24 protein-coding genes are annotated in these 25,599 nt (G+C 29.2%); 9 read left to right on the forward strand and 15 right to left on the reverse strand.

Annotated elements, in window-relative coordinates; translation table 11 throughout:
* Window positions 1–20: 20 nt before the first annotated feature.
* The 3 genes from ACKTTC_RS03175 to ACKTTC_RS03185 all read right to left on the reverse strand — a co-directional run bounded on the left by ACKTTC_RS03175 (window position 21) and on the right by ACKTTC_RS03185 (window position 3,170).
* On the reverse strand, window positions 21–1,289 hold the full coding sequence (locus ACKTTC_RS03175; RefSeq protein ID WP_408038198.1) for an MFS transporter: 1,269 nt from the start codon (window positions 1,287–1,289) through the stop codon (window positions 21–23).
* A 5-nt stretch (window positions 1,290–1,294) separates the two neighbouring features.
* Window positions 1,295–1,954 (reverse strand): hypothetical protein, encoded by a 660-nt coding sequence (locus ACKTTC_RS03180; RefSeq protein ID WP_408038200.1) that lies wholly within the window; start codon window positions 1,952–1,954, stop codon window positions 1,295–1,297.
* 220 nt (window positions 1,955–2,174) lie between these two features.
* Window positions 2,175–3,170, reverse strand: a complete 996-nt coding sequence (locus ACKTTC_RS03185) for an NAD(P)H-dependent glycerol-3-phosphate dehydrogenase (protein WP_408038202.1) — start codon at window positions 3,168–3,170, stop codon at window positions 2,175–2,177.
* A 95-nt stretch (window positions 3,171–3,265) separates the two neighbouring features.
* Here ACKTTC_RS03185 and dut point away from each other — a divergent pair, with 95 nt between their 5' ends.
* Window positions 3,266–3,697, forward strand: a complete 432-nt coding sequence (dut, locus tag ACKTTC_RS03190) for a dUTP diphosphatase (RefSeq protein ID WP_408038204.1) — start codon at window positions 3,266–3,268, stop codon at window positions 3,695–3,697.
* On the opposite strand, the gene ACKTTC_RS03195 is transcribed toward dut, so the two are convergent.
* The 4 genes from ACKTTC_RS03195 to recA form a co-directional block, all read right to left on the reverse strand.
* Window positions 3,694–4,233: a GNAT family N-acetyltransferase gene (locus ACKTTC_RS03195; RefSeq protein ID WP_408038206.1), complete on the reverse strand. Its 540-nt coding sequence runs from the start codon at window positions 4,231–4,233 to the stop codon at window positions 3,694–3,696. The genes dut and ACKTTC_RS03195 overlap by 4 nt on opposite strands.
* A gap of 76 nt (window positions 4,234–4,309) precedes the next feature.
* A complete protein-coding gene (locus ACKTTC_RS03200) occupies window positions 4,310–5,992 on the reverse strand; it encodes an amidohydrolase (RefSeq protein WP_408038208.1) in 1,683 nt (560 codons plus the stop codon).
* 20 nt (window positions 5,993–6,012) lie between these two features.
* Window positions 6,013–6,870, reverse strand: coding sequence for an AraC family transcriptional regulator (locus ACKTTC_RS03205; RefSeq protein ID WP_408038210.1), 858 nt, complete (start codon window positions 6,868–6,870; stop codon window positions 6,013–6,015).
* Between the two features lie 135 nt (window positions 6,871–7,005).
* Window positions 7,006–8,013, reverse strand: coding sequence for a recombinase RecA (gene recA / locus ACKTTC_RS03210; RefSeq protein WP_408038212.1), 1,008 nt, complete (start codon window positions 8,011–8,013; stop codon window positions 7,006–7,008).
* A gap of 220 nt (window positions 8,014–8,233) precedes the next feature.
* Here recA and ACKTTC_RS03215 point away from each other — a divergent pair, with 220 nt between their 5' ends.
* Both ACKTTC_RS03215 and ACKTTC_RS03220 read left to right on the forward strand, forming a co-directional pair.
* A complete protein-coding gene (locus tag ACKTTC_RS03215; RefSeq protein ID WP_408038214.1) occupies window positions 8,234–9,406 on the forward strand; it encodes a T9SS type B sorting domain-containing protein in 1,173 nt (390 codons plus the stop codon).
* A 46-nt stretch (window positions 9,407–9,452) separates the two neighbouring features.
* Complete coding sequence (locus tag ACKTTC_RS03220; RefSeq protein WP_408038216.1) at window positions 9,453–10,034, forward strand: pseudouridine synthase; 582 nt, start codon at window positions 9,453–9,455, stop codon at window positions 10,032–10,034.
* A 3-nt stretch (window positions 10,035–10,037) separates the two neighbouring features.
* On the opposite strand, the gene ACKTTC_RS03225 is transcribed toward ACKTTC_RS03220, so the two are convergent.
* The 3 genes from ACKTTC_RS03225 to ACKTTC_RS03235 all read right to left on the reverse strand — a co-directional run bounded on the left by ACKTTC_RS03225 (window position 10,038) and on the right by ACKTTC_RS03235 (window position 12,818).
* Window positions 10,038–10,475, reverse strand: coding sequence for a GNAT family N-acetyltransferase (locus ACKTTC_RS03225; RefSeq protein WP_408038218.1), 438 nt, complete (start codon window positions 10,473–10,475; stop codon window positions 10,038–10,040).
* A gap of 9 nt (window positions 10,476–10,484) precedes the next feature.
* The gene (gene rpiB, locus ACKTTC_RS03230) at window positions 10,485–10,922 is read right to left on the reverse strand and encodes a ribose 5-phosphate isomerase B (protein ID WP_408038220.1); all 438 of its coding nucleotides are present in this window, start codon (window positions 10,920–10,922) and stop codon (window positions 10,485–10,487) included.
* 981 nt (window positions 10,923–11,903) lie between these two features.
* Entirely contained in the window at window positions 11,904–12,818 is a 915-nt protein-coding gene (locus ACKTTC_RS03235) for a diacylglycerol/lipid kinase family protein (RefSeq protein WP_408038222.1), read from the reverse strand.
* Window positions 12,819–12,937: 119 nt separating this feature from the next.
* On the opposite strand from ACKTTC_RS03235, the gene rnr reads away from it, so the two are divergent.
* From rnr to ACKTTC_RS03255, 4 genes are all read left to right on the forward strand, one after another.
* Window positions 12,938–15,136 (forward strand): ribonuclease R, encoded by a 2,199-nt coding sequence (gene rnr, locus ACKTTC_RS03240; RefSeq protein ID WP_408038224.1) that lies wholly within the window; start codon window positions 12,938–12,940, stop codon window positions 15,134–15,136.
* Between the two features lie 10 nt (window positions 15,137–15,146).
* Window positions 15,147–15,764, forward strand: coding sequence for a hypothetical protein (locus ACKTTC_RS03245; protein ID WP_408038225.1), 618 nt, complete (start codon window positions 15,147–15,149; stop codon window positions 15,762–15,764).
* 64 nt (window positions 15,765–15,828) lie between these two features.
* Window positions 15,829–16,503, forward strand: coding sequence for a head GIN domain-containing protein (locus tag ACKTTC_RS03250; RefSeq protein WP_408038227.1), 675 nt, complete (start codon window positions 15,829–15,831; stop codon window positions 16,501–16,503).
* Window positions 16,504–16,542: 39 nt separating this feature from the next.
* Window positions 16,543–16,725 carry a Sec-independent protein translocase subunit TatA/TatB gene (locus ACKTTC_RS03255; RefSeq protein WP_408038228.1) on the forward strand — a complete coding sequence of 61 codons (183 nt, stop codon included), beginning with the start codon at window positions 16,543–16,545 and terminating at the stop codon, window positions 16,723–16,725.
* Window positions 16,726–16,794: 69 nt separating this feature from the next.
* Here the strand turns inward: ACKTTC_RS03255 and ACKTTC_RS03260 are convergent, their stop codons facing one another.
* Window positions 16,795–17,727, reverse strand: coding sequence for an SPFH domain-containing protein (locus tag ACKTTC_RS03260; protein WP_408038230.1), 933 nt, complete (start codon window positions 17,725–17,727; stop codon window positions 16,795–16,797).
* A 126-nt stretch (window positions 17,728–17,853) separates the two neighbouring features.
* Here ACKTTC_RS03260 and ACKTTC_RS03265 point away from each other — a divergent pair, with 126 nt between their 5' ends.
* A complete protein-coding gene (locus tag ACKTTC_RS03265; protein WP_408038232.1) occupies window positions 17,854–18,252 on the forward strand; it encodes a DoxX family protein in 399 nt (132 codons plus the stop codon).
* Between the two features lie 130 nt (window positions 18,253–18,382).
* On the opposite strand, the gene ACKTTC_RS03270 is transcribed toward ACKTTC_RS03265, so the two are convergent.
* The 4 genes from ACKTTC_RS03270 to ACKTTC_RS03285 form a co-directional block, all read right to left on the reverse strand.
* Window positions 18,383–19,243, reverse strand: coding sequence for a class I SAM-dependent methyltransferase (locus ACKTTC_RS03270; protein ID WP_408038234.1), 861 nt, complete (start codon window positions 19,241–19,243; stop codon window positions 18,383–18,385).
* Window positions 19,244–19,374: 131 nt separating this feature from the next.
* Complete coding sequence (mnmG, locus tag ACKTTC_RS03275; protein WP_408038236.1) at window positions 19,375–21,252, reverse strand: tRNA uridine-5-carboxymethylaminomethyl(34) synthesis enzyme MnmG; 1,878 nt, start codon at window positions 21,250–21,252, stop codon at window positions 19,375–19,377.
* A 62-nt stretch (window positions 21,253–21,314) separates the two neighbouring features.
* The gene (gene ybeY / locus ACKTTC_RS03280; protein ID WP_408038238.1) at window positions 21,315–21,728 is read right to left on the reverse strand and encodes an rRNA maturation RNase YbeY; all 414 of its coding nucleotides are present in this window, start codon (window positions 21,726–21,728) and stop codon (window positions 21,315–21,317) included.
* The gene (locus tag ACKTTC_RS03285; protein ID WP_408038240.1) at window positions 21,728–25,123 is read right to left on the reverse strand and encodes a DUF4175 family protein; all 3,396 of its coding nucleotides are present in this window, start codon (window positions 25,121–25,123) and stop codon (window positions 21,728–21,730) included. The genes ybeY and ACKTTC_RS03285 overlap by 1 nt, the downstream gene beginning before the upstream one ends.
* 180 nt (window positions 25,124–25,303) lie before the next feature.
* Here ACKTTC_RS03285 and ACKTTC_RS03290 point away from each other — a divergent pair, with 180 nt between their 5' ends.
* A complete protein-coding gene (locus tag ACKTTC_RS03290; protein ID WP_408038242.1) occupies window positions 25,304–25,537 on the forward strand; it encodes a hypothetical protein in 234 nt (77 codons plus the stop codon).
* Window positions 25,538–25,599 lie beyond the last annotated feature (62 nt).

Here is a 25,599-nt window from a genome sequence, read left to right on the forward strand (position 1 = left end):
ATCTTTACAGATAGGTTTTTTTATGGTGTAGCCTCATGTGCTTCCATATCTTTAGTTAAGTCTAATTTTCTTAATGTTGGATTTTTTATTGCTGTAATTAATACGGTAATAAGTGTCATTGATCCTCCAAATACAACAGCTGTAACGGTTCCCATTAATTTTGCTGTAATTCCACTTTCTAAAGCTCCTAATTCATTAGAAGATCCTACAAACATCGAATTAACAGAAGCAACTCTACCTCTCATATGATCTGGTGTTTTAAGTTGTAAAATAGTTTGTCTTATTACCATAGAAACACCATCTGTAACTCCACTAAAGAACAATGCAACTAAAGAAATCCAAAAGATTTTAGACAAACCAAAAACAATAATACATACTCCGAAGCCAAAAATTGCCGATAATAACTTTATTCCAGCATTTTTACTAATAGGAATATACGCAGTTATTAACATAGTTAAAAAAGCGCCAATAGCTGGTGCAGCTCTCAAGACTCCAAATCCTTTTGACCCAACTTCTAATATATCTTGTGCAAAAACAGGCAATAAAGCAATTGCTCCTCCAAACAATACAGAAATCATATCTAATGTAATAGCTCCTAAAATTTCCTTTGTTTTAAAAACATAATCAACACCTTCTCTTAAACTTTTTATAATTGGTTCACCTTTTTTAGGATTCATAATAGGTTTTCTTTTAATTAAGAATACCATTAAAAATGAAAGCATTACTAAGCCAAAAACAATACATAATGAAAGATTTACTCCCATTAAATAAATTGTATATCCTGCAAAAGCCGGACCTAAAACACTTGCTATTTGCCAAGTTGTACTACTCCATGTAGCTGCATTTGGGTATAATTTTTTAGGTACAATTAAGGCTATTAAAGAAAAGATAGTTGGCCCAAAAAAGGAACGTAAAAAACCACCAAAGAATACCAAACTATAAATTAAATACAATACAGTTTTTTCGTTCCAATCAGCTACAAAACTAGGAATTGTTAAAAAGTATAATCCTAAACTAATGAGTGAAAAAGCACCAATACATAAAGCTAGTAAATTCCGCTTCTCTTTTTGATCTACAATATGACCTGCAAATAAAGCCATAGTAAATGCTGGTAAAAATTCAAAAGCTCCTATTAATCCTAAACTCCAAGGGTCTTTTGTTAAACTATATACTTGCCATTCTATGATAATAAACTGCATAGACCAAGCAAATACTAATAGAAATCTTACTAAGAGAAAAATATTAAATTCTTTTATTCTTAGTGATGCATAGGGATCTTTTTTCTCCATTAAATTTAGTTCAACTTTAAATCCATTAAAATGGAAAAAGTTTCGTTTACATCTGCTTCTTTAACTACTATTGTCATTTCGTGAGTTGTAGATATTACTTCTTGAACTGCAATATTTGCCCATGCAAATTGCTTTAAAATGAAATAATAAATACCCGACTGTTCTAAATTTTCTTTTGGTAATTTTATAGTAATAGATGCTAAATCATTTACATGATTTATTACAGTTTCTCGTTCGAAGATTTCTTCTATAAAAGGTTTTAAGCTCTTACTTGCTACAATATTAGTTTCAAAAATTCCTTGAGAAATTGTTAAGAATAAGTCATTATTTTCAGAAGCTTTATCTAAAATAGCCGCTATTCTTTTAAATAATGTAGGCGTATTTTTAAAAGTAAAATCGCATAAATCAGATCGAACAATAACGTCTCCTAGATTTAAAGCAAGCTTCTTTATGTTTTTTCGAATTCTAAGTTCATTTACAGGAGATAGCCTGTTTATAGCCATCATTACGGCACCTACTTTTACTTCTTTTTTTAATTGTTGTGCTACTTCAGGTAATATAACCCTGGCTAAAGATGAAACATTAATTAATTTTTCGTTAAGGGCTTCTTCAATAAAAGGGGTTTTTCTGATAGTAATTTCAACAGCTTCTTGAATTGTTTTCATGTGTTTAAAAATATACTAACTGTTGTAAAAGTATAAAAACTTGTTAATTTTTATTTAACTTTTATAAAAAAATTTAATAACGTTTATGTATTGTTAGTTTTCCATTTTAACTTACATTTGCGCTACAATTTTACACTAAAGATTTTTGGGCGTCAGACATTATTTGAAGTTCCGTATAAAGTATTATTTGAAGGGTTTTTATACTTTTAACATGAACAATTTAATCTAACATATTTGTTAGTTTTTCAAATACGTCTTTCGCCTCTTTTTTTTCGTAAAGTACTTCATATACTGCATCTATAATAGGAGTTTTAGCTCCGTTTTCTTGATTAATTTTATAAGCACTTTTAGTAGCGTAATAACCTTCTGCAACCATATTCATTTCTAACATAGCCGATTTTACTGTATATCCCTTCCCAATCATGTTTCCAAACATCCTATTTCTACTAAAAACGGAATAGCCTGTTACCAGTAAATCACCTAAATACGCAGAATTGTTAATATTACGTTTCATTCGATGTACTTTCTTAATATATCGCTTCATTTCTCGAATTGCATTACTCATTAATACCGATTGAAAGTTATCTCCATAACCTAAACCATGTGCAATTCCAGCTGCAATAGCGTAAATATTTTTAAGCATTGCAGAATATTCTGTTCCAAAAATATCGTCAGAAACTTTTGTTTTAATATATCTTCCTTTAATTTTTTTGCTTAAGGCTTTCGCTTTTTTCTCATCTTGACATGCAATTGTTAAATAAGAAAGACGTTCCATAGCCACTTCTTCTGCATGACAAGGTCCGGCAATTACACCAATATTTTCATAAGATATATTATACAATTGATGAAAATGTTCTCCTACAATTAATCCTGTTTCAGGAACAATTCCTTTAATAGCTGAAAAAATAACTTTATTCTCTAAAGATTCGTTTAGTTTTTCTAATTCAGAATTTAAAAAAGCTGATGGAACAGCAAAAATAAGTACATCGTACTTTCCTACGATTTCGTTTATATCATTTGATAAGTCTAATTGTTCTGGATGTAACTCAGCAGAACTTAAATAATTAGGGTTGTGTTTGTTGCGTTTTATATGTTCTACTGCATAAATACTTCGCATGTACCAACCTATAGTACTATTATTTTCGCAAAGCATTTTAACGATAGCTGTAGCCCAACTTCCACCACCAATTACTGCTATTTTATCAAAATTATCCATTATTGTTGTTTGTTTTGTAATGCTAAATTAATAAATCTAGATACTAGTGTGTAATAGTTGCGATTATTTATCTTTGATTTTGAAAAAATGAACAGATGAACGTACAAATAATTAATAAGTCTAAACATCAAATTCCTGCCTATGAAACTGAAGGTTCTGCAGGAATGGATTTACGTGCAAATATTGATGAAGCTATTGTTTTAAAGCCTTTAGAAAGAGCTATTGTTAAAACAGGTTTATTTATTGCTTTACCACAAGGATATGAAGCACAAGTGCGTCCACGTAGTGGATTGGCTGCTAAAAAAGGAATTACTGTATTAAATTCTCCTGGAACAGTAGATGCTGATTATAGAGGTGAAATTGGAGTAATTTTAGTAAATCTTTCTAATGAAGACTTTACTATTAATGATGGAGAACGTGTAGCTCAATTAGTAATAGCTAAGCATGAACGTGTAACTTGGCAAGAAGTATCTGTGCTAAGTGAAACAGAACGTGGTACTGGCGGATTTGGTAGTACTGGTGTTTAATTGAGTTTTTTATATAATTGACTCATTTGTCTATACTTATCGTATAACAATTCAAAGTTTAAAAAGCAATGTGAATGATATTGGTATCCTAGTTTTTTATAAAACTCAAACGCTTGTGTTTTTTCATTCATAGCATCTAACCAAATCAATTCATATTGCTTTTCTTTCGCAGTTGTTTCTAACCACAGTAATAATTGCTTTCCTACCCCTTTTCCTTGTACTTTATTGTGTAAATAAATTCTATGCAGTTTTACAGTTTTAACTGTTTCTAAATCTGGTAATTCTTCATTCCATATAATTCGGAAATTTCCTATCCTTTTTCCTTGGTACAAAACAAAAAAATAGGATGCATTATCCTCTAACAACTCTTTTAAGACATTTTCTTTGTTATATTGAGCATTGATATACCAATCACCTGAATCTTTCCAAAAATAATTGTATGCTTGCGGATATATTTCTTTCATTAATCCATACAATACATCACTTGTATAAATGGTAATAGGTTCTAAAGTTATATTTTGGCTGAGTTGAATCATAATATGATCAAAAATAACAAACAGCTGTAATATATATTACAACTGTTTGTGTTTTATACAAGAAGCTTTTTATTGTTTATTTTTTATAAATCTCTTTGCCATTAAAAACCGTAAGTACAATCTTTGCTGTTTTTATTTGATTCGTAGGAATGGTAAAAATATCTTTATCTACAACTATAAAATCTGCCAATTTTCCTACTTCTAAAGAACCTACTTTTTCTTCTTGTCTCATTACATATGCTCCATTAATAGTATAAGCTTTTATAGCTTCATTTAAAGATATATTTTGAGGTGCTCTAGTTATTGCATTTTGAATTCCTACAAAAGGATTTAACGTACTTACATTCCAATCACTACTTAAAGTCAGTCGTACGCCTGCATCTGTAAAAGATTTTATAGGAATTAAATTATTCGCTAAAGTAGTTCCTACCAGTGCAGCATTCTCCTGCCAAAATTCTGGTTTGGTAAAATCTCCAGCTACTTGCGCATCTGCAATTACATGTAATTGCTTAAATCGTTGTATGTCTTCATTGTTTACCATTTCTACGTGTGTTAAACGATGTCTGTTCTTTAAATTACTTCCGTTTTCAATAGCATTTAAAGCTTCGGAAATTCCTCTATTTCCAATTGCATGGATATGAAAATCGAAACCTATTCCTTCCAATTCTTGAATATATCTTGCTATCCTATCTTCAGTAAAATAATTTAACCCGTTGTTTGTAGATTGATTGAAATAATCAATATGATAATCTGAATGTAATGCAGCCGTTGTATTATGTGTAATTCCGTCTGAATACAACTTTATTTGGTTAATTTTTAAAAGACTATTTTCAGAATTACTATACAATGCTTTTAAACTTGCTATTTGTGCATTATCATCTGCTTCTGGATAAGCCCAAAGTCCTAAATTAAAACGTGCAGTTAATCTTCCATCTTTTTCTAAATTTTGCCATACTTTATGTTGCTCTCTTTTCCAGTAAGTTCTAGCATCAGATACCGATGTAATTCCATATTTAGCTAATTCTGGTAATACATAATTTATCATTCCATCGTACTCACTATTATTATTTTCTGAAGATTTTTGTGCTAGTTGAAAAACAATATCTCCTGCATTATCTATCAAAATCCCATTCAATTCACCATTATCTTTCATGATAATTCCTCCTGTAGGATTTCGACTTTCACTTGTTATTCCTGCTAATTCCAATGCTTTAGAATTTACCCACATAGAATGTGAAGTATGTTCCATAATAATTACTGGTCTGTTTGGTACAGTTTCATCTAAAAGCTCTAAAGGACTTTCTGTGGCTTCTAATAAAGTAGTAATAGCATGTCCAAATCCTATTAACCATCCATTTCCAGAAGTATTTTCAGATGCTTGTTTAATTACCGGTAGATAATTATAAATATTTTCTTCATTTTCATCTAAAGTAAATGTTGTATTGGTTGCTCCTACTTCCATAGGATGCATATGTACATCGTGAAACCCTGGTAATACTAATTGACCTTTTAAGTCAATTTTTTCTACATTTTCTTTTACGAAATCAGAAGCGTTACCGTTAGATCCTATAAATACAATTTTATTATTTTCAATAACTATAGCTTCTGCCCAAGGTTGATTTTCATTTACTGTATAAATTTTACCATTGAAATACAATTTTTGCGTACTATCTATCTCATTTATTGATTCTTTTTTAGAACATGATTGTGAGCTTATTACCAAACTTAGTACTAGTAACATAATTTTCATTTTCTTCATATTTTAAAACCGATTTTTGATCAGCCTTTTATTGGAATATAAATTTCTGTTTTATAGTCTTCTTCATGAGTTGTATTTCCTTCATGTAACGTATAAAATTCTAAAAATGGTTTTTCTAAAATTTCATATGATGTTGTGAATAACCATTTAGAAAATATTTTATCATAGGTATCACCAATACTTTTATAAGATCCTAAATGTGTAAATACTGCATAAGTTTCTTCTGTTATTATCTTTACATTAAACTTAGCATTGGTTATTTCAACATCATCGATTACTAAACAAGCATCGTAATGATAACTTAACTTTTCTGAAATAATAGGTTCATCCCATATAATTCCAAAAGATTCTGTAGTATCAACATGTACTCCTAATCTTTCTGCCTGTATAATAAATTCATCCCAAACGCTATCTAAATCAGTACTATAATAATCTCCTTTAAAAGTGGTATACAACACTCTTTTCTCTAGTAAAACAGTAATTTTTTCTTCAAAAAAAGGCATAATTTCTTTGTTTATTTCTGTGTTTTTCTGAAATAATTCTTCCTTTTTATCTCTATATTTTGAAGGTGAAATACCAAAATGTTTTTTAAATGCTTTACTAAATGAAAATACATCTGCATATCCTACTTCTTCTGCTATTAATTTTATTTCTTTTGGTGTATACATTAATATTTTAGCTGCATTTTCTACCTTCAATCTTGTTACATAAGCTCCTATAGTTTCATTATAAAAAGCTTTAAATACTCTCTGTAAATTTCTATACGAGAAACTAGATAAACTTTCTAGTGTTACAATAGAAATTTTCTCATTGTAATGTGTTCTTAAATAGGAAACTACTTGTTGCAACCGGTGTTTATAGAATTCTTTTGTTTCCATACAGCAAATGTATTATTGAAATGCTTGGGAGTTTTTGTCTTAAATTGACAACTTAATGTTATTAGCTTTTAAAATACAAAAAAAAGCAATTGAATGATTCAATTGCTTTTTTATATTCATTATGTTAAAAATGTACTATTCTTGATTTTCAATAGCTTCTTTAATCTTTGTTTCTAACTCTTCCATTAGCTCAGGGTTGTCTTTTATTAAGCCTTTTACAGCATCTCTACCCTGCCCTAATTTTGTATCTCCATAGCTAAACCAAGAACCACTTTTCTTAACAATTCCAAGTTCTACACCAATATCTAGAATTTCACCTACTTTAGAAACTCCAACTCCATACATAATATCAAATTCTGCAGTTTGGAATGGTGGTGCTACTTTATTTTTAACAATCTTAACTTTAGTACTGTTTCCTATAACACGATCGCCATCTTTAATTTGTGTTCTTCTACGAATATCTAAACGTACAGAAGCATAGAATTTTAAAGCATTACCACCCGTTGTTGTTTCTGGATTACCAAACATTACTCCAATTTTTTCACGTAATTGGTTAATGAAGATTACTGTACAGTTTGTTTTACTAATTGTTGCTGTTAATTTACGAAGTGCTTGAGACATTAAACGAGCATGTAATCCCATTTTAGAATCTCCCATTTCTCCTTCAATTTCCGACTTTGGAGTTAATGCTGCTACCGAATCGACTACTACAATATCAATAGCTCCAGAACGGATTAAGTTATCAGCAATTTCTAATGCTTGTTCACCATGATCTGGTTGTGAAATGATTAAGTTATCTACATCAATTCCTAAGCTTTCAGCATAAAAACGATCAAATGCATGCTCAGCATCGATAAAAGCAGCAATTCCTCCTGCTTTTTGTGCCTCTGCAATTGCATGTAATGTTAATGTTGTTTTACCTGATGATTCTGGACCATAAATTTCTATAATTCTTCCTCTAGGATATCCTCCAACTCCTAAAGCTAAATCTAATCCTAAAGAACCTGATGAAATTGCATCTACTTCATCAACCACTTTATCACCAAGCTTCATAACTGTCCCTTTACCATAGGACTTATCTAATTTATCTAGAGTAAGTTGAAGCGCTTTTAGTTTCGCTTCTTTTTCTTTATCTGCTGCCATAAGTTATGCTAAATATTAATCAAAATAAGAACTGCTAAGTTATGAAAAATGTATATGATTTTTTAAACAAATGTTTTAAAATGAAAAGAATTAATTAACAATTTAATATTAGTATAAAAACAAAATACAATATTTGAGTGTAATGAATGACTATAATTGGAGACTAAGCTCTTAATAGGCAATTATTAAATGCTTATCTTAAATCATTTAATCTTTTAAGGTGAAAAGAATTTTTATCATAACATGCTTATTCCTTGTTTCAAATATTTTAGCTCAGAATACATTTATTCCTGATGACAATTTTGAACAAGTGTTAATTAATCAAGGTTTAGATACGCCTCCTTTAGATGATTTCGTTCCTACGGCTAATATTGTAAACATATTAGAATTATTTATTTTAAATGCTAATATTTCTGATTTAACAGGAATTGAAGATTTTAGATCGTTAGAACATTTACAAGTAAATAATAACAATCTTACAACTATAAATGTTTCAACATTAAGAAGATTAAAAACATTATCTTGTGAAAATAATCAACTCACAACATTAGATATTTCTGCTAATATATTCTTAGAAAATTTATTTATTGATAACAATAACATTTCTGTTTTAAATATTTCAAATAATAATCGTTTATCTGTCATAACTACTGTTAATAATCCTATTGAAAGTTTAGATTTAAGTAATAAAGAAAATTTAAGATTAATAGAATTAGATAACAATAACTTATCTTTTTTAGATATTAGAAATAATAACAATAACTTAATAGAAGTATTTAGTGTTTTAAACAACCCTAATTTGCAATGTATTTTTGTAGATAACACTACATACAGTACTAACAATTGGTTAAACAAAGACAGCACTACATTTTTTGTTGAAACTGAAAAAGAGTGCTTTAATATTACGTGCATGATACAAGTAGATACCTTAGAAAATATTGATACTTGTATACCTTATAGTTTACCAAATCTTACTAATGGAAATTACTTTACCGCTTCAGGAGGAAATGGAACGCAACTATTTGCAGGTGATATTATTTCCACTTCACAAACTATTTACATATATAATCAAGATATTGGCGACGCGAATTGCTTTAGAGAAAGTAACTTTACCATAACTATTTGTGCTGATACTAGCAATGATACTTTTCCTTCTTATTTTACTCCTAATGAAGATGGTATAAATGATTATTGGAAAGTTACTTCTGAACTTACTATAAAAAACATCTACATTTTTAACAGATATGGAACTTTACTTTCAACACCCACTCCCGAAAATGGCTGGGATGGTTTAATTAATGGTCAAAAAGCTCCATCTAACACCTATTGGTATAAAATTGTTTTTGAAAATGATTCTTTTAAAATAGGTAGCTTTTCATTATTGAGAAAGTAGTTTTATAATTGCACAGTAATTTGTAGTTATTAACAATACTTTTTTAATGATTAGTCATCGACATTTTATAATTTATAAACCTTTTGGATTCCTTTCTCAATTCATTAATAATCAAACAAAAAGAAAGAAAAAATTACTAGGAGAATTGTATGATTTTCCTAAAGGAACTATGGCTATTGGACGTTTAGATGTAAAGTCTGAAGGGTTATTATTGTTAACAACAGATGGTAAAGTAAGTGATTATATTACCACAAGAGGTAAAGTTGAAAAAGAATATTATGTTCAACTAGATGGCGCTATTACAACTCGTGAAATTGAGCAATTAAAAAATGGTATTGAAATTGGAATTCATGGTGAAAAATACATGACCAAACCTTGTAAAGTAAGAGCAATTGACATTCCTGATTTTCCTAAAAGATCTATGAAAATTAGAGATGATCGTCATGGACCAACTTCCTGGATTTCTATTACGTTACAAGAAGGTAAATTTAGACAAGTAAGAAAAATGACTTCGGCAGTAGGTTTTCCTACACTTCGTTTGGTAAGAATAAGAATTGGAAATGTTCTATTAAATGATTTACAACCAGGTGATGTAATTGAAATTGAAGACTTAATGACAATTATTTAATTATCATCTAATCATATATATATGTGGAATTCCATCTTCTATATATTCTTCTCCAACTTGTTTAAAACCATGTGATTCGTAAAACTTTTTTAAATAAGTTTGTGCACCTATTTTAATTTCTTTTGTAGAAAAAGTATTATGAACCGTCTGAATAGAAAACTTTATCAAGTCGTGTCCATACCCATATTTTCGTTCTGATGCTACTACTAACACTCTACCAATACTAGCTTCTTCAAAATAATAATTAGGTTTAAATAAACGTGTATATGCTACTAAAGCACCTTCTTTTATTCCTAAAATATGTAATGCTTTCTGATCTTTACCATCAATATCTTGATAAATACACTTTTGTTCAACTACAAATACTTCAGATCGTAATTGTAAAATATCATACAATTCTATAGTTGTTAATTCTTCAAAAGATTTCGCTAAAAACTCCATTCACATAATTTAATCTACGCTACATGCTATTTTAGAAACTCTATTCGCATGGCGACCTCCTTCAAAATCAGTTGATAAGAAAATTTTCACAAAACCTAATGCTTGTTGTAAAGAAACAAAACGAGCAGGAATCGTTAATATATTAGCATTATTATGTTGTCTTGCTAATGATACTAATTCATTATTCCAACATAACGCAGCACGTATTCCTTGGTGTTTATTAGCTGTCATTTGCGCCCCATTACCACTACCACATAAAATAATACCTAATGTTGCTTTTTCAGTTTCTACAGCTGTAGCAGTTGGATGAATTGTATCTGGATAATCCATACTATTTGCATCATCAGTTCCAAAATTGATTACTTCATGACCTAATTCTTCTAAAAGTTTAACAATTTCAAACTTGTATTCGGTACCTGCATGGTCATTTCCAATGGCAATAGTCATAATTAGCTGATTTAAGTTGTGTTATTGACAACAAAAATACAGTTATTAACGGTTATCAACAGTAATTAACAATGCTTTTTTTCATATATTGAATAAGTACTTAAAAACAAACGTCTTAACATATATTACCTAATTGTTAAGAACTCATCATAAGATTCGTAAAAGATTTTTTGCCTTTTTCAGTTTTTTTTACAATACAGCGGAGTAGATGAATTATGCAACTTTTTTTTTGAGTTTTTAATGAACATTTATCAACATAAAATTTACAGTTTATTTACATAGTTTTAGAAACTAACTATTCATAAAAATTAGTGGAAACCTGTTTATAAAAATTGTTAATAACTCTATTCAAGCTTTGATTTTCAGTATTTTTATATGCGTACAAATTGTTCATTTGTTTTAATAAGTCAAAAATCAAAATTTAAAAGTAGAATTTAATGCTAGAAATTAACACGCTATTATAACAACTATATTTTTTTTTAATTTTAAATAAAGAAGAATATAATAATATAAAGTGTTGATAACTGAATTTAAAAAGTGATTATTGGTTACTGTTATTTTTAAAATTGATATTTCTCTTTTGTGTAAACTCATAATTTATCTGCTTCTAGTTTCTTTTAAGTTTAGTTTGAATAGGGAAAAAGGTCTTGTTTAACGCAAAATGCGCTACAACTTGTTTGAATTGTTAATAAGTATGAATTGAAGTTGTAAAAGTCAGTTTAAACCGCTTTTTTGTTGCTTTTGATAAGATATACGGTATCCTTTTTGGTTTTGTGTACCTGAGAAGGTACCTTTTTGTTTAAAGTAGTGTTAATACTAACCACGGTAACTACAATTCCTGTTAGGAATATAAATAAAAAGAGAATGATTATTTTTCTTAAGTTTTTCACTTTTAGTCGCCGTGTTTTATATAAAGACGAGCATTTTTAAGAAATGTTACATTTTTCTTAAGTTTTTTTTAACGTTATAAAAGAGTATACCCTAGTTATTAACAATAAATTTGATAGCTTTTGGTTGAATACTCGCTTTTACATACCCGGTACCAATGAGTTCTCCATCTGCTTGTATATACACTAATTCTTCTTTTGATTTTGGTGTAACAGTAATATTATCAGTTAGGTAAGTAGATACTTTTTTATGATGTATAATACTTCCGCTATACAAAGATTTTAAATTTAAAATTAAATCTTTGAAAGATAGGTTTTTAGCAATTGTGATGTCAAATAGACCATTTGTAGAGTCTTTATAATCAGTTAATTGCATTCCTCCTCCAGAATATTTACAAATACCAAATAAAGTCATTAAGCATTTGGTTGTAGTGAGTTCATTGTTAATAACGATATCAAAAGTGGTTTTTTTATAGAGTAATAACCCTGAAATTCCACTTAATAAATATGCCATAGGCCCAAAACGCTTCAATTTATTAAGTTTATTAACAACATAACCATCGTAACCGATACCAGCAACATTATTAAAATAAGCACTAGTATTTTCTAATTCTAAATACCCAATATCTTGATAAATAGTTTTCTGTTGTTTAATAAGTGTTATATTAGATGTAATATTCTTGGTAATATTATATGTTTTAATCCAATCATTACCAGTTCCTAATGGAATAACGGCTACAGTAATTTTATTTGTAGGAATATGTTTTTGAGTCATAATTCCATTTACAATATGATGCAAAGTTCCATCGCCACCTACAGAAATAAACTGTGTATATCCTTTTGCAATTGCGTCATGAACTAATACAATTTCATGTTTTTGATGTGTGGTTAGAGCATAGGTATAACTAATATTTTGAGTTGTTAATTCCTTTTTAATTTTGCTCCATAACTTATTAAAACTACCATTTCCTGCTGTAGGATTTGCAATAACAAACCAAGATTCGATCATGTAAAAATTTTATATAAATAAAGGCGTAAAGTACAAAAATGAATTCATAACAATTATTTAATGAGTTCGCACATTAAATTTATTTGTACTTTGCTAAAAATTAATCAGAAGAAAGACTAATGACAAGAAAGAAGAAAATTTATAAAAAAAAAGGAAAAGTAATTAGAGATCTTACACGTAAGATTTTTAGAGTTTTAAATGAAGATGCATCTAGAGGTTATTCTTATAAAGAAATAGCTGATAAATATGATATTAACGATACTCATGGTAAAAATCAGATTATTAAAAAACTAGGTGAACTTACTACTAATAATAAGATTGTACAGATAGAAAAAGGAAAGTTTAAGATTAATGAAGATAGAAAATATCATATTGGTACTGTAGATTTAACCAGTAATGGTAATGGATATTTCATGTCTGAAGATTTTGAAGATGACATTTTTATACCTTCTGTAAATCTTAACAAAGCATTACAAGATGATATTGTTAGAGTGTATGTTTATAATAAACGTAAAACTGAAAAATTAGAAGCAGATGTCGTAGAAATCATTGAAAGAGCCAAACAAGAATTTGTTGGAACGCTTCAAATGAGTAAGAATTTTGGTTTTGTAATACCAGACAACTCTAAAATGTATGCAGATATTTTTATCTCTAGAGGAAAGATAAATGGAGCACAAGATGGAGATAAAGTGCTAGCTAAAATAACAGATTGGCCAGATAACTCTAAAAATCCATTTGGAAAAATAGTAGAAAGTTTAGGTAAACCAGGAGATCATGATACAGAAATCCATTCTATTTTATTAGAATATGGACTTCCGTATGAGTTTCCTAAGGAAGTAGAAGAAGAAGCAAAAAACTTACCTATAGAAATTACTGCAGAAGAAATTGCGAAACGTAGGGATATGAGAAATGATTTAACATTTACTATAGATCCAAAAGACGCAAAAGATTTTGATGATGCATTATCGTTTACTGTATTAGAAAATGGTAATTATGAAATAGGAATTCATATTGCAGATGTGTCTCATTATGTACAGCCAAAAACTATTTTAGATGATGAAGCTTATGATAGAGCTACCTCTGTTTACTTAGTTGATAGAGTGGTTCCTATGTTGCCAGAAATGTTATCTAATGGAGTATGCTCTTTACGTCCAAATGAAGAGAAATTAACATTTTCTGCGATTTTTGAAATAGATGATAAAGCAGTAATTAAGAATCAATGGTTTGGAAGAACAGTAACTTATTCAGATAAACGTTTTGCTTATGAAGAAGCACAAGCAATTATAGAAAATAAGAACAATATTGTTCCTGAAGAAGTTTCGTTAACAGGAGAAGCTTACGAAGTAGATGAAGCTATTGTAACTGCTATTTTAAAGTTAGATGAATTGGCAAAGAAAATGCGATCTAAACGCATGAAATCTGGTGCTATTTCTTTTGATAAAGTTGAAGTAAAATTCAATTTAGATGAGAATGCTAACCCAATTGGAGTATTTTTTAAAGAAGCAAAAGATGCTAATAAATTAATTGAAGAATTCATGTTGTTAGCTAATAAAAAAGTTGCAGAATTTATAGGTAAAGGCAAAGGAAACAAGCCAACAAATAAAACTTATATCTATCGTGTTCACGACGAACCAGATATTGAAAAGCTAGCTTCACTTCAAAATATTATAAGCAAGTTCGGTTACAAGTTAGATACCCAAACAAGACAATCTACTTCAGAGTCTCTTAATAAATTATTAAAAGATGTACACGGAAAAGGAGAATCTAATTTAGTAGAAACTTTAGCTATTCGTTCTATGAGTAAAGCTGCTTATACTACACAAAATATAGGACATTATGGTTTAGCTTTTGAGTATTATAGCCACTTTACATCACCTATTAGACGTTATCCAGATGTAATGACACATCGTTTACTTCAACATTATTTAGATGGAGGAAATTCGCCAAAAGTTGAATTATATGAAGAGAAGTGTAAGCATTCGTCTAAAATGGAAGAATTAGCTGCAAAAGCAGAACGTGAGTCTATTAAATATATGCAGGTTAAATACATGCAAGATCATAAAGATCAAGTATTTGATGGAGTGGTATCTGGTGTTACCGAATGGGGAATTTATGTAGAAATTCTAACGAATAAGTGTGAAGGAATGGTGCGTATTAGAGATATTAAAGATGATTATTACATCTTTGATGAAAAACAATATGCAGTAGTTGGACAAGTTACACAAGCTATCATTCAATTGGGAGATCCTGTAAAAGTGAAAGTAAAACATACAGATCTTGAACGTAAGCATTTAGATTTTGATTTGATAGAGCATTAAATAATAAACTATGAAAAAATGGAAAATCTCTCAATCTGAGGGAAAAACGAAGTATTTAATTACCGAAGAGAAGTTAATCTGGCTACTAGAAGTAAATTCAGAAGAAAATGTAGATAAATTGGTTGCTGATAGAGAATTTAGTAAGGCAGATATAATTCGTTACGAAGACTTAGAAGAATTAATTTTTATTGATACAGATTCAGCTCTACAATTTGAATTTAAAGACACTAAAGCAGATGAAATAACGCTAGATTTAGATATAGATAACTATGAAGAGATTAAAAAATTCTTTTTATCGAACCTCAAAGGAGTAGAAATAAAAGATTATTCATTACTTAAACAAGCGCAACCTTTAGGTTTTGGAGTTTTAGTTTCTGGTTTTTTAACAACAGTTTTATATTTAGCTGCTGTACGATTAGCTAGTGGTGAAGCTGTTAATTCTTCTGGTAGAAGAAACCTTTTCAAAAAGATACTAGTTATTGTAGCAGATTTTTTAGGTCCTATAGGAAGTTTAGTTGTTGGAGGTTTAATAACTTTACTTTTTATATATGGATTATTTAGAGTGATCAAAAATCCTAAAAAAGGAAAACTAGTAAAGACAAAAGGCTTTACAGAAATGAAATTTTAACTTCTCATTTATACTATAAACCAATATTTTTAGTTAATTCAATTAACTACCAAATCCCTTGAAAATGAAAAAAATACTATTATTATTTTTCTTAGGTACAACTATGCTGTTTGCCCAAGACAATATTACAATGAGTTTAAATGATTTCGAGACCTTAAAAGTGTACAATGGTATCGATATAGAATTAATTCAATCAGATAAACAGGAGCTGATTATTTCAGGTAAAAAAGCTGAAAAAGTAAAAGTTAAACTTAAAAATAAAACACTTAAGTTAACACTAAGGTTTCCAGAAACAATGGCAGAAGGAGATGTAAAAATAACGTTATATTTTAATAAGGACATTTCTGTTATAGATGTAAATGAAGGTGTTACACTTACAAGTAAAGCTATAGAACAAGGACATATAGAAGTAAAAGCACAAGAAGGAGCTTTTGTAAATATGGTTGTTAACACAAAGCATTTAACTGTTAAAGGTTCTTCTGGAGGAGTTTTAAAACTATCTGGAACAACAAAAAATGAAACTGTTAAATTAGACTTAGCAGCAACTTATCATGGGTATAACCTTGAAACAACTAATATGTCTGTAGTAAAAGTTGGATCTGGAGCTAAAGCAGAGATAAATGCAGGCGAAAGTTTAGATGCTAAAGTTACTTTTGGAGGTACAATATTTTATAGAGGAACTCCAGAATTTTTAACGGAAAAAAAGGTTATTGGCGGTACAATTGAGCAACAAGACTAATAGTTTTTTAATATCTTTGTATCATATAAATTTTGAAAGATGAATGCACTAACAATATTTTTAGGAATTCCAGGAGGTTATCAAATAGTAATAGTTCTTGTTGTAATATTATTATTATTTGGTGGTAAGAAAATACCAGAATTAATGAAAGGATTAGGTTCAGGTATTAAGGAGTTTAAAGATGCAACCAAAGAGGAAAATAAAGAAGAAACTAAAGAGTAAATAAAACTCTATTTATATTTTATAGCATAAAAAAATCCCGAGAATTAATCTCGGGATTTTTGTTTTTTATTATTCTTCTGAATCTGGCTTCTTTTTGTTTTTAGCCTTTTTCATTGCTTCACCAATTTGATTACTTGCAGTAAAAGAAGCTACCATATTGTTTAACATATCGCTACCAGCTTGTGGAGAATTAGGTAATAATATTAAGTTACTATTCGTTTCTTCACCAATAGACTGTAATGTATCATAATGTTGTGTTACAACGATTAAAGCAGATGCTTCTTGACTGTTAATACCAACTTTGTTTAAAACTTCTACAGACTCTTCTAAACCTCTCGCAATCTCTCTACGTTGGTCTGCAATACCTTGTCCTTGTAAACGCTTACTTTCTGCTTCAGCTTTCGCTTTTTCTACAATTAAGATACGTTGAGCATCTCCTTCGTATTGTGCAGCGATTTTCTCGCGTTCTGAGGCATTAATTCTGTTCATTGCTGCCTTTACCTGCGCATCAGGATCAATGTCTGTTACAAGCGTTTTAATGATGTCATAACCGTATTCTGTCATAGCATCGTTTAATTCAGATTTAACAGCAATTGCAATATCATCTTTTTTAACAAAGACATCATCTAGTTTCATTTTTGGTACTTCGGCACGAACTACATCAAAAACATAACTTGTAATTTGATCATGTGGATAATCTAGTTTATAAAAAGCATCGTATACTTTGTCTTTAATTACCTTATACTGCACAGAAATCTTTAAACGAACAAATACATCGTCTAATGTTTTAGTTTCTACAATAACATCTAATTGCTGAATTTTTAAGCTTAATTTCCCTGCTATTCTATCTACCAAAGGAATTTTTAAGTGTAAACCAGACTGTCGAATGCTGTGAAATCTACCAAAACGCTCTACAATAGCAGCGGTTTGTTGTTTCACAATAAAGAATGCAGATATTAATAATATAAAACCAATAAATGCAATAGGAGCTAAAATTACCATAGTTTATTTTTTTAAGTTGATTTATGTTTAAATATACCATTTAAACCATTTATAGATACTTATACGACGCAAATTTTTTAATTTGTTACAAATTGTGTTAATTTTACTCAAAACAAACGAAACTTTATGGATTTATTACAAAAGCACGCTACAGAAATTTTATTACTTCTTTTTTTAATAGTTACCTTCTTACAATCTGGTTTTGACAAAGTAACAGATTGGAAGGGAAATTTATCTTTTATTAAAGAACACTTTAAAAACTCACCACTTAAAAATTTTGTTGCACCATTGTTAGCAATAATTTTAGTAATTGAAATTTTAGCAGGGGCATTAATGTTTGTAGGAGTTTTTCATTTAATAACAACAGGTCAAAAAGATTTTGCTTTATTAGGAGCAGAATTAGCTGCAGTAAGTTTAATTTTATTATTAGTTGGTCAACGTTTAGCAAAAGATTATGAAGGAGCAAAAACGTTAGCAATTTATTTTATGGTTGCGATTTTTGGAGTCTTTTTACTTAATAGTTAAAAATTATAATAAATAAAAAATAAATAATTTATATTTATTAATAAACCCTTTAAAACAGACGTTTTAAAGGGTTTTAATTTTTTACTAAGGTATTTCTATATCTTAGTATGAGTAATATCCTTAAAGTGTTTTAATTTAATTTTTTTATGATATAAATCAAAGATGAGTACTCATTTGTTTGTTTCGCTTTAAAGTTTGACCATAAACCAACAAAAAATGAAAAAAATGGATTCATATAGCCTCTTTTGTATTTTTCTGAAAGAAGAGAAACATAATAGGAATCAAATTTCATTGGAAGTGTTTTTATGACTTCCATATTTACGCTACTAAATAATTTCGAAATACTTTTTTGTGAGAAATGCCAAAGGTGTCTTGGTACATCAAAAGCAGCCCAATAATTTTTATAATGTTTAGCATCGTAACTTTTAAAATTAGGAACAGCAATTATTAACCTTCCCTCCTCTTTTAATAATTTTTCTAAAGTGTGAATATACTCAATTAAATTTGGCACATGTTCTAAAACATGCCATAGTGTTATTACATCATATTTTTCATTGGATAATTCTTCTATGGTTTCTTTAATAACTAAGTTTTTAGTTTTAGAAATATCTTGCGCTTTTTTATTAGGTTCTATACCTAAAGTTTTCCACCCATCTTTTTTGCAGGTAAGTAAAAAATCACCAGTACCACATCCAATATCTAAAATTGATTTTTCTTTGGTTTGTAATGAATTTATAAGCTTTAGTTTTTTTTGTAATGTGTAATTTCTTACAGTTTGATATACTTTATCGAGTAAGGATTTTTTACTATCAGTGTGAGAAATATATTCATCAAATTGATAATACTTACCTAAATTTTTAGGAATAGGATTGGTTACTAAAAGATCGAATTCTTTATTATACTCTAGTTTAAATTTCTCTTTAGTTAACGAATAGTCTTTAGTGGTAATATATTCTTGTAAACCTTTTGTTAAGTTTTCTTGGGTGATCAATACTTAAATTTTATAAATGTTCCATGTGGAACAAGATGATTAAAATACTTAGTGTTCCATGTGGAACAATTTTAAAATTGGTGTAAAAATAAAAAAACGTTCCACATGGAACGTTTTTTTATTTAGGTTTTTTATCTACCCATATATACGAGTAAAACGGAGACATCGCTTGGAGAAACTCCACTAATTCGACTTGCTTGCGAAATACTCGTTGGTTTTATTTTTGTAAGTTTTTCTCTGGCTTCGTAAGAAAGAGATTTTACTTTTGTGTAATCAAAATTAGAAGGGATTGGAACATTTTCTAATCTGTTTAATTTATCTGCGTTGCTTTTTTCTTTTGCGATATATCCAGAATATTTTAAATGAATTTCTACTTGTTCTATTATCTCTTTATCGATGTTGTTTGTGTAGATGTAATCATTTACTTTTTCTATAGTAAGTAAATCTTCGAATGCTAATTGTGGTCTTGCTGCAATCTTATAAAGTTTCATAGATTGATTAATAGGTGCAAGGTTTTTTGCTTCTAAAATTGGATTTACTTCTTCTTTCTTAACGCTCAATTCTTTTAAGAATTCAATTACATCTGCTGTTTTTTGTTCTTTAGCTTCTACTCTATCCATTCGTTCTTTTGAAGCTAAACCTATTTTATAAGCTTTAGGTGTAAGTCTTAAATCTGCATTATCCTGTCTTAATAAGGTTCTGTATTCAGCTCTTGAAGTAAACATTCTGTATGGTTCTTCTGTTCCTTTTGTTATTAAATCATCTATTAAAACTCCAATATATGCTTCACTTCTTTTAAGTATAAATGGTTCTTTGTTTTGTGTTTTTAATGCTGCATTTACACCTGCCATTAAACCTTGTGCTGCTGCTTCTTCGTATCCTGTTGTTCCGTTTATTTGTCCAGCAAAAAATAAATTCTCAATTAATTTAGTTTCTAAAGAATGTTTTAATTGAGTTGGAGGGAAATAATCATATTCAATAGCATAACCATATCTGAAGAATTTTACGTTTTCAAAACCTGGGATAGAACGAATAGCTTTGTCTTGAATATCTTCTGGAAGCGATGTTGAGAAACCGTTTACATAGATTTCTACAGTATTCCATCCTTCAGGTTCAACAAAAATTTGATGTCTATCTTTTTCTGCGAAACGGTTTATTTTATCTTCTACAGAAGGACAATATCTAGGTCCAGTTGATTTAATTCTACCATTAAACATTGGAGATCTATCGAATCCTTCACGTAATAAATCGTGTGTTTTTTGATTGGTATAAGTTAAATAACAAGAGCGTTGTTCTGTTAGTGCTTTTGTTGTTGGAAGGTATGAGAATTTTTCTGGTGAATTATCTCCAGGTTGTTCTGTCATTTTAGAGTAGTCTAAAGAACGTCCATCTACTCTTGGAGGTGTTCCTGTTTTCATTCTACCCGACTCAAAACCTTTCGTAACTAAATCTTCTGTAATTCCAGTTGAAGCTCCTTCTCCTGCTCTTCCACCACCAAAAGTTTTCTCTCCAATATGGATTAATCCGTTTAAAAAAGTACCTGCGGTAACAATTACAGTCTTAGCTTTTATTTCTAAACCTAAGTTTGTTTTTACTCCAACGATGGTGTTTTCTTCGAATATTAAACCATTAACAGAGTCTTGATAGAAGTCTAAATTCTCTGTTTGTTCTAATAAATTTCTCCAACATTCAGCGAATTGCATACGATCAGATTGTGCTCTTGGACTCCACATAGCAGGTCCTTTTGACTTATTAAGCATCTTAAATTGTATTGCAGTTTTGTCTGTTACAATACCGCTATAACCACCTAGCGCGTCAATTTCTCTTACAATTTGACCTTTAGCAATACCACCCATAGCAGGGTTACAACTCATTTGAGCAATGTTTTGTAGGTTCATTGTAATGAGTAAAGTTTTAGCTCCCATATTTGCACTAGCTGCTGCTGCTTCACTTCCGGCGTGTCCTCCTCCTACTACAATAACGTCGTAAGTTGTTGTGAATAAACTCATATATATAATAGAATATTTTGTTTTTTAGTAAAAATAAAAAAGTCGGTTCCACGTGGAACCGACTACAAATTTAAGGTTTTTAAACAACTATTTTCTTTGTCTCGCATCAATAGTTTTTCTTCGTCTGTTTTATCTTTGAATCCCATATAGTGTAGAATTCCGTGAATAATGACTCTGTGTAATTCCTCTTCAAAAGATACTTTGAACTCTGCTGCATTTTCTTTTACTCTTTGAATAGAAATAAAAATGTCTCCTCCTACTAGTTTTCCTAATGTATAATCAAAACTAATAATATCGGTTAAAGTATCGTGTTGTAAAAACTCTACATTTATTTTGTGTAAATAAGTATCGTCACAGAAAATATAGTTGACTTCACCAACTTCAAAAGTTTCTTTTTCTATGCAATCTATTATCCAATTCGATGTTTTTTCTTCGTCTAAAAGTTGGAAATCTGTCTCGTAATTAAATGCAATCATTACTTGTTTTTGTCTGAATTCTGATTAAAATATTCTTGAACTTTCTTCTTGTAATTCTGGCGTAAAGGTAAGGATTGTCTGTTTAAGATTTCTGTTTGATTATAGAAAAGCTTTTTAAAGTTTAGCTCTTTTGCTTTGTTTTTATTGTATTGAATCAAGTTCGTATTCGATTTTCTTTTTTGCTCTCTCCCTTGTTCAAAAGTTGCTTTATCTAATTTTAATAATTCATAGTTTAATTGTTGCATTCTTTGAATAGTTCCTTGGTTAAAACCTTTTTCTAAAATCTCATTCTCCAACTGTTCCATTTCTTTTAAAGCTTTTTTAGCTTTTCCATTGTTACCAGATTTACCAATTGCGTCTTGTAACTGTTGTCTTAATTGGTTTTGTTCTTTATAAATTTGATATAATTCACCATTTAAATCATCACTTTCACTTTGTCTGCTTTCTCCCTGTTGCCCAGGTTTACCATCTTTATCTCCTTTTTTACCGTCTTTTCCATCTTTAGGTTTACCATCTTTTCCTTTTTGTTGCATACCTTGTTTCATTTTTTCAGATAAACCTTTTTGTTTTTGAATAATATCTGGTAGACTAAATGATTCTCCACCTTTACCTTTTCCAGTACCACTTCCTGGTTTAGGGTTTTGCATAGCGTCTAAAGTATTACTTAACATATCTACCATTTCATTTGTAGAAGTCATTACATAACGTTGGTTTGAAGTACCATTTCTGAATCTACTTTCAGTAAAGTTTTCTAAAGATTGATCTAAGTTGTAATGTACATTCGCTAAATGATCTTGAATTTCTGAGCTGATATCAGGAACACGCATTGATAAAACAAATAAACTATCATCTATATGTTCAAAGTATCCTTTTAATTGATATTGTTTTTTTAATTTATTTCCAAAATCTGGATGTGATGAACTAGAACCAGTGTACCACTCCATTAATTTTTCTTGATCAAATGAGAAAGTAATTAAGTTTTCTACAATTTTACGCAAGTCTTCCATATTCTCTTCTTCCATTTCACTACTCATCATTTGCATAGATTGTTGCATTTTCTGACTCATTTGTTGCATTTTTTTAGAAGCTTTTTTCTGATTTTGCTTTGCTTTACTGTCTTGTTGTTGATCTAAATTCTCTTGTGCTTTGTTTAATTCTTCTTCTGTTTGTTTTTCTAAATCATCCATTTTAGGAATATCCATAGGGTCTTTTAGCTTTTGGTTTTCCTTTTTTAAGTTTTCTAAATCCTTTTTTATGTCATTAAACTGCTCTTTAATTTCTTTTTGAGCTTCCTTAGCGTCTTTCTTTTGAGAATCTTTTTTATCACTTTCTTTATCTGTTTCGTTTTCTTGAGTGTTCTGATCTTCTTTTTTAGGAGTTTCTTCTTTGCTTAATTCTTCTTGTTTTTTAGAAAGCTCGTCTAATTTATCAGATATTTGATTCATTTTTTGCTCTACATAATAACGTTTAGCTAACTCTAATACACGTTCTAAACTTTTTTCTTGTTGTTTATTTTGCTGTGCTAATTCTTTAGTCTTTTTAAGAAGGTCTTCTTTATTTAGCTTTTCAGCCATCTTTTTAAGCTCATCTAATAGTTTTTGTTGTTTTTCAAGCTTTTTTAATTCTTCTATTCGCTTTTGTAAACTCTCTTTTTTCTTTTGAAGACTTTCATTTTCTTCCTTCTTTTCAGAAAAATTCTCTTGTAATTTATCTGTTTGACGCTGCATCATCTGCTTGTATTGCTCCTGGCGCTTTATTAAATCTTCAATTTTCTTTTGATCATTCCAATTCATATTCTTTTTATTCTGTAAATCGAATTGAATCTTTTCTAAATCTTGCTTACTCTTTTGTTGTTTATCTAAAGAGTTTTGAATGTTTTCTAAGTAATTTTGTTGCTCTTGTAGTAGTTCTGTCTCTACTTCTTCCTCTGTTTTTTGTCTATATGAAAACTTTTTACTGAGCGCTTTTTTGCTTCCATTAATACCATCGTTATCAAATACTCTAAAAAAGAACTCATAGTTTACTCCTTCTTTTAGATCTAAATTATCTGGAAATTGAGCAAAGAAGCTTTGAATAGATTCTTTTGTAATTGAAATTGGCTTGATATTTTGTTGTTGAGGATTCTGAATATCATAATACACCATTTCTAGTTTTTTGAATCCATAATCATCTGCTATTTGACCAGCAAAATATACAGGACCACGAGAAACACTGTCTATATTAGATTTTACATTAATAGTTGGAAATTCATCATTAACTACATTGATAGAAAATTGAAGTTTTTCATAATCTTTTAATTTCGTATTAGAAGTGCTGATTTGATAATCTGTGGGTTTTAAAATTTTCTTTGTGTAGCTAAATTCATCTTTTTTATCTTTTTCGAAATCATTATTATTAGTTTTGTCTGTGTAATTAACAGATTCTGTTTCAGTAGTTAAAACTAACCATTTTACAGATGTTCCTTGTGGAACAGTCACAGTTGTAGCATTTGGTAAAACTTCATTTTTCTTCTTTAAATATGAAGGATATGACATTTGCATACTAATATTTTGTATGCTTGGAACTTTAATAATATGTACTTGATAATTAAGAGACTTAACACCATTTGCTTCAATGAAAAATTGAATAGGATTATTAACAGCATCAAACGTATATGAGAATAAACCACCTCCATTATTTTCTAAATAATATTCTTGATCGTTAAAATGAATTTTAGCTTCGTTCGGAATAACTTCTCCTTTTGCTTCAATATAAACAGTCAAAGGCTTTCCTTGAATTACTTCTAAATTGTTAGTGGTTAAATTAAAACTGAACGGAGCAGGTGGCAAATAAGCTAAATTATGGTTCACTACTCTATCTAAGCTTTCATTTAATTTATGAGTAGTACCAGATATAAAAGCAATACACCATATAACAAGAGGAATGAGTAAATATTTTGTATACTTTACATTCACTGAAAAATTAATAGCTTTTGAAAAAGGAACAGGAACTAATTCATTTGCTTTTTGCTCAATACTTGCTAATAAAAGCTCAGAAGATTGATTGGTTTGTTTTAGCTGTAATATATTTAGCAACTTATCTTTTACTTCAGGAAAATGAGATCCAATAATTTTTGAAGCATTTTCTTGTGAAATACCTTTTCTTAAACCAAATAATTTAAATAATGGGAAAAAGATAAAACGAGCTAACAATCCAACTTCAACGATAATAAAAAGCCAGAAAAGTGCTGTTCTATACGCTGGCGAAAGCCAAAGAAAATATTCTATAAAAAGTGTGATAAAAAGATATATAAGTCCTAATGAAAAAAATAAAATACTTCCTTTAATAAGTTCATTGGTATAATATTTTTTACTGAATTGCTGTAGCTTCTGCTCTATTTGATTAAAATTACTCATAACGTATGCTTGTTATGTAAAGTTAAATAATTTATGCTAGCAAATAGATTTGAAAATTCCTTAAAAGAAGTGTCTTTTGTTAAAAATAAGCTAAAAAAGAAGCTCAAAGTCAAACAAAACTGATTAATGGTTAACTTTAACCGAACCCCGTAATCACATAATCTTTAAAATTCATAAATTATGAAAACCAAATTATCAAAAATCGCAAATGCAACAATTTTATCAAGAAAAGATCAAAAGAAAATTAAAGGTGGCTTTTTTGGTGGATCTACAGAATGTATGGTAACAGGATGTGACCATGGAAGAGGCTTTGTAGGCTTTGAAGGCGGACCTTGTGGTTTAGAAAGCCCAGCAGATGAAGTTTGTATAGGAATTGTTAGAAATGGAAAGTGCTGTATAGGTTCTTTTAACTAACAATTATTTTTTTGATGTTGAGAAAAAATTGAGCTGCTCTAATGAGCAGCTTTTTTTATTAA

Source organism: Tenacibaculum amylolyticum, assembly GCF_964511145.1.
Classification (GTDB): domain Bacteria; phylum Bacteroidota; class Bacteroidia; order Flavobacteriales; family Flavobacteriaceae; genus Polaribacter; species Polaribacter amylolyticum.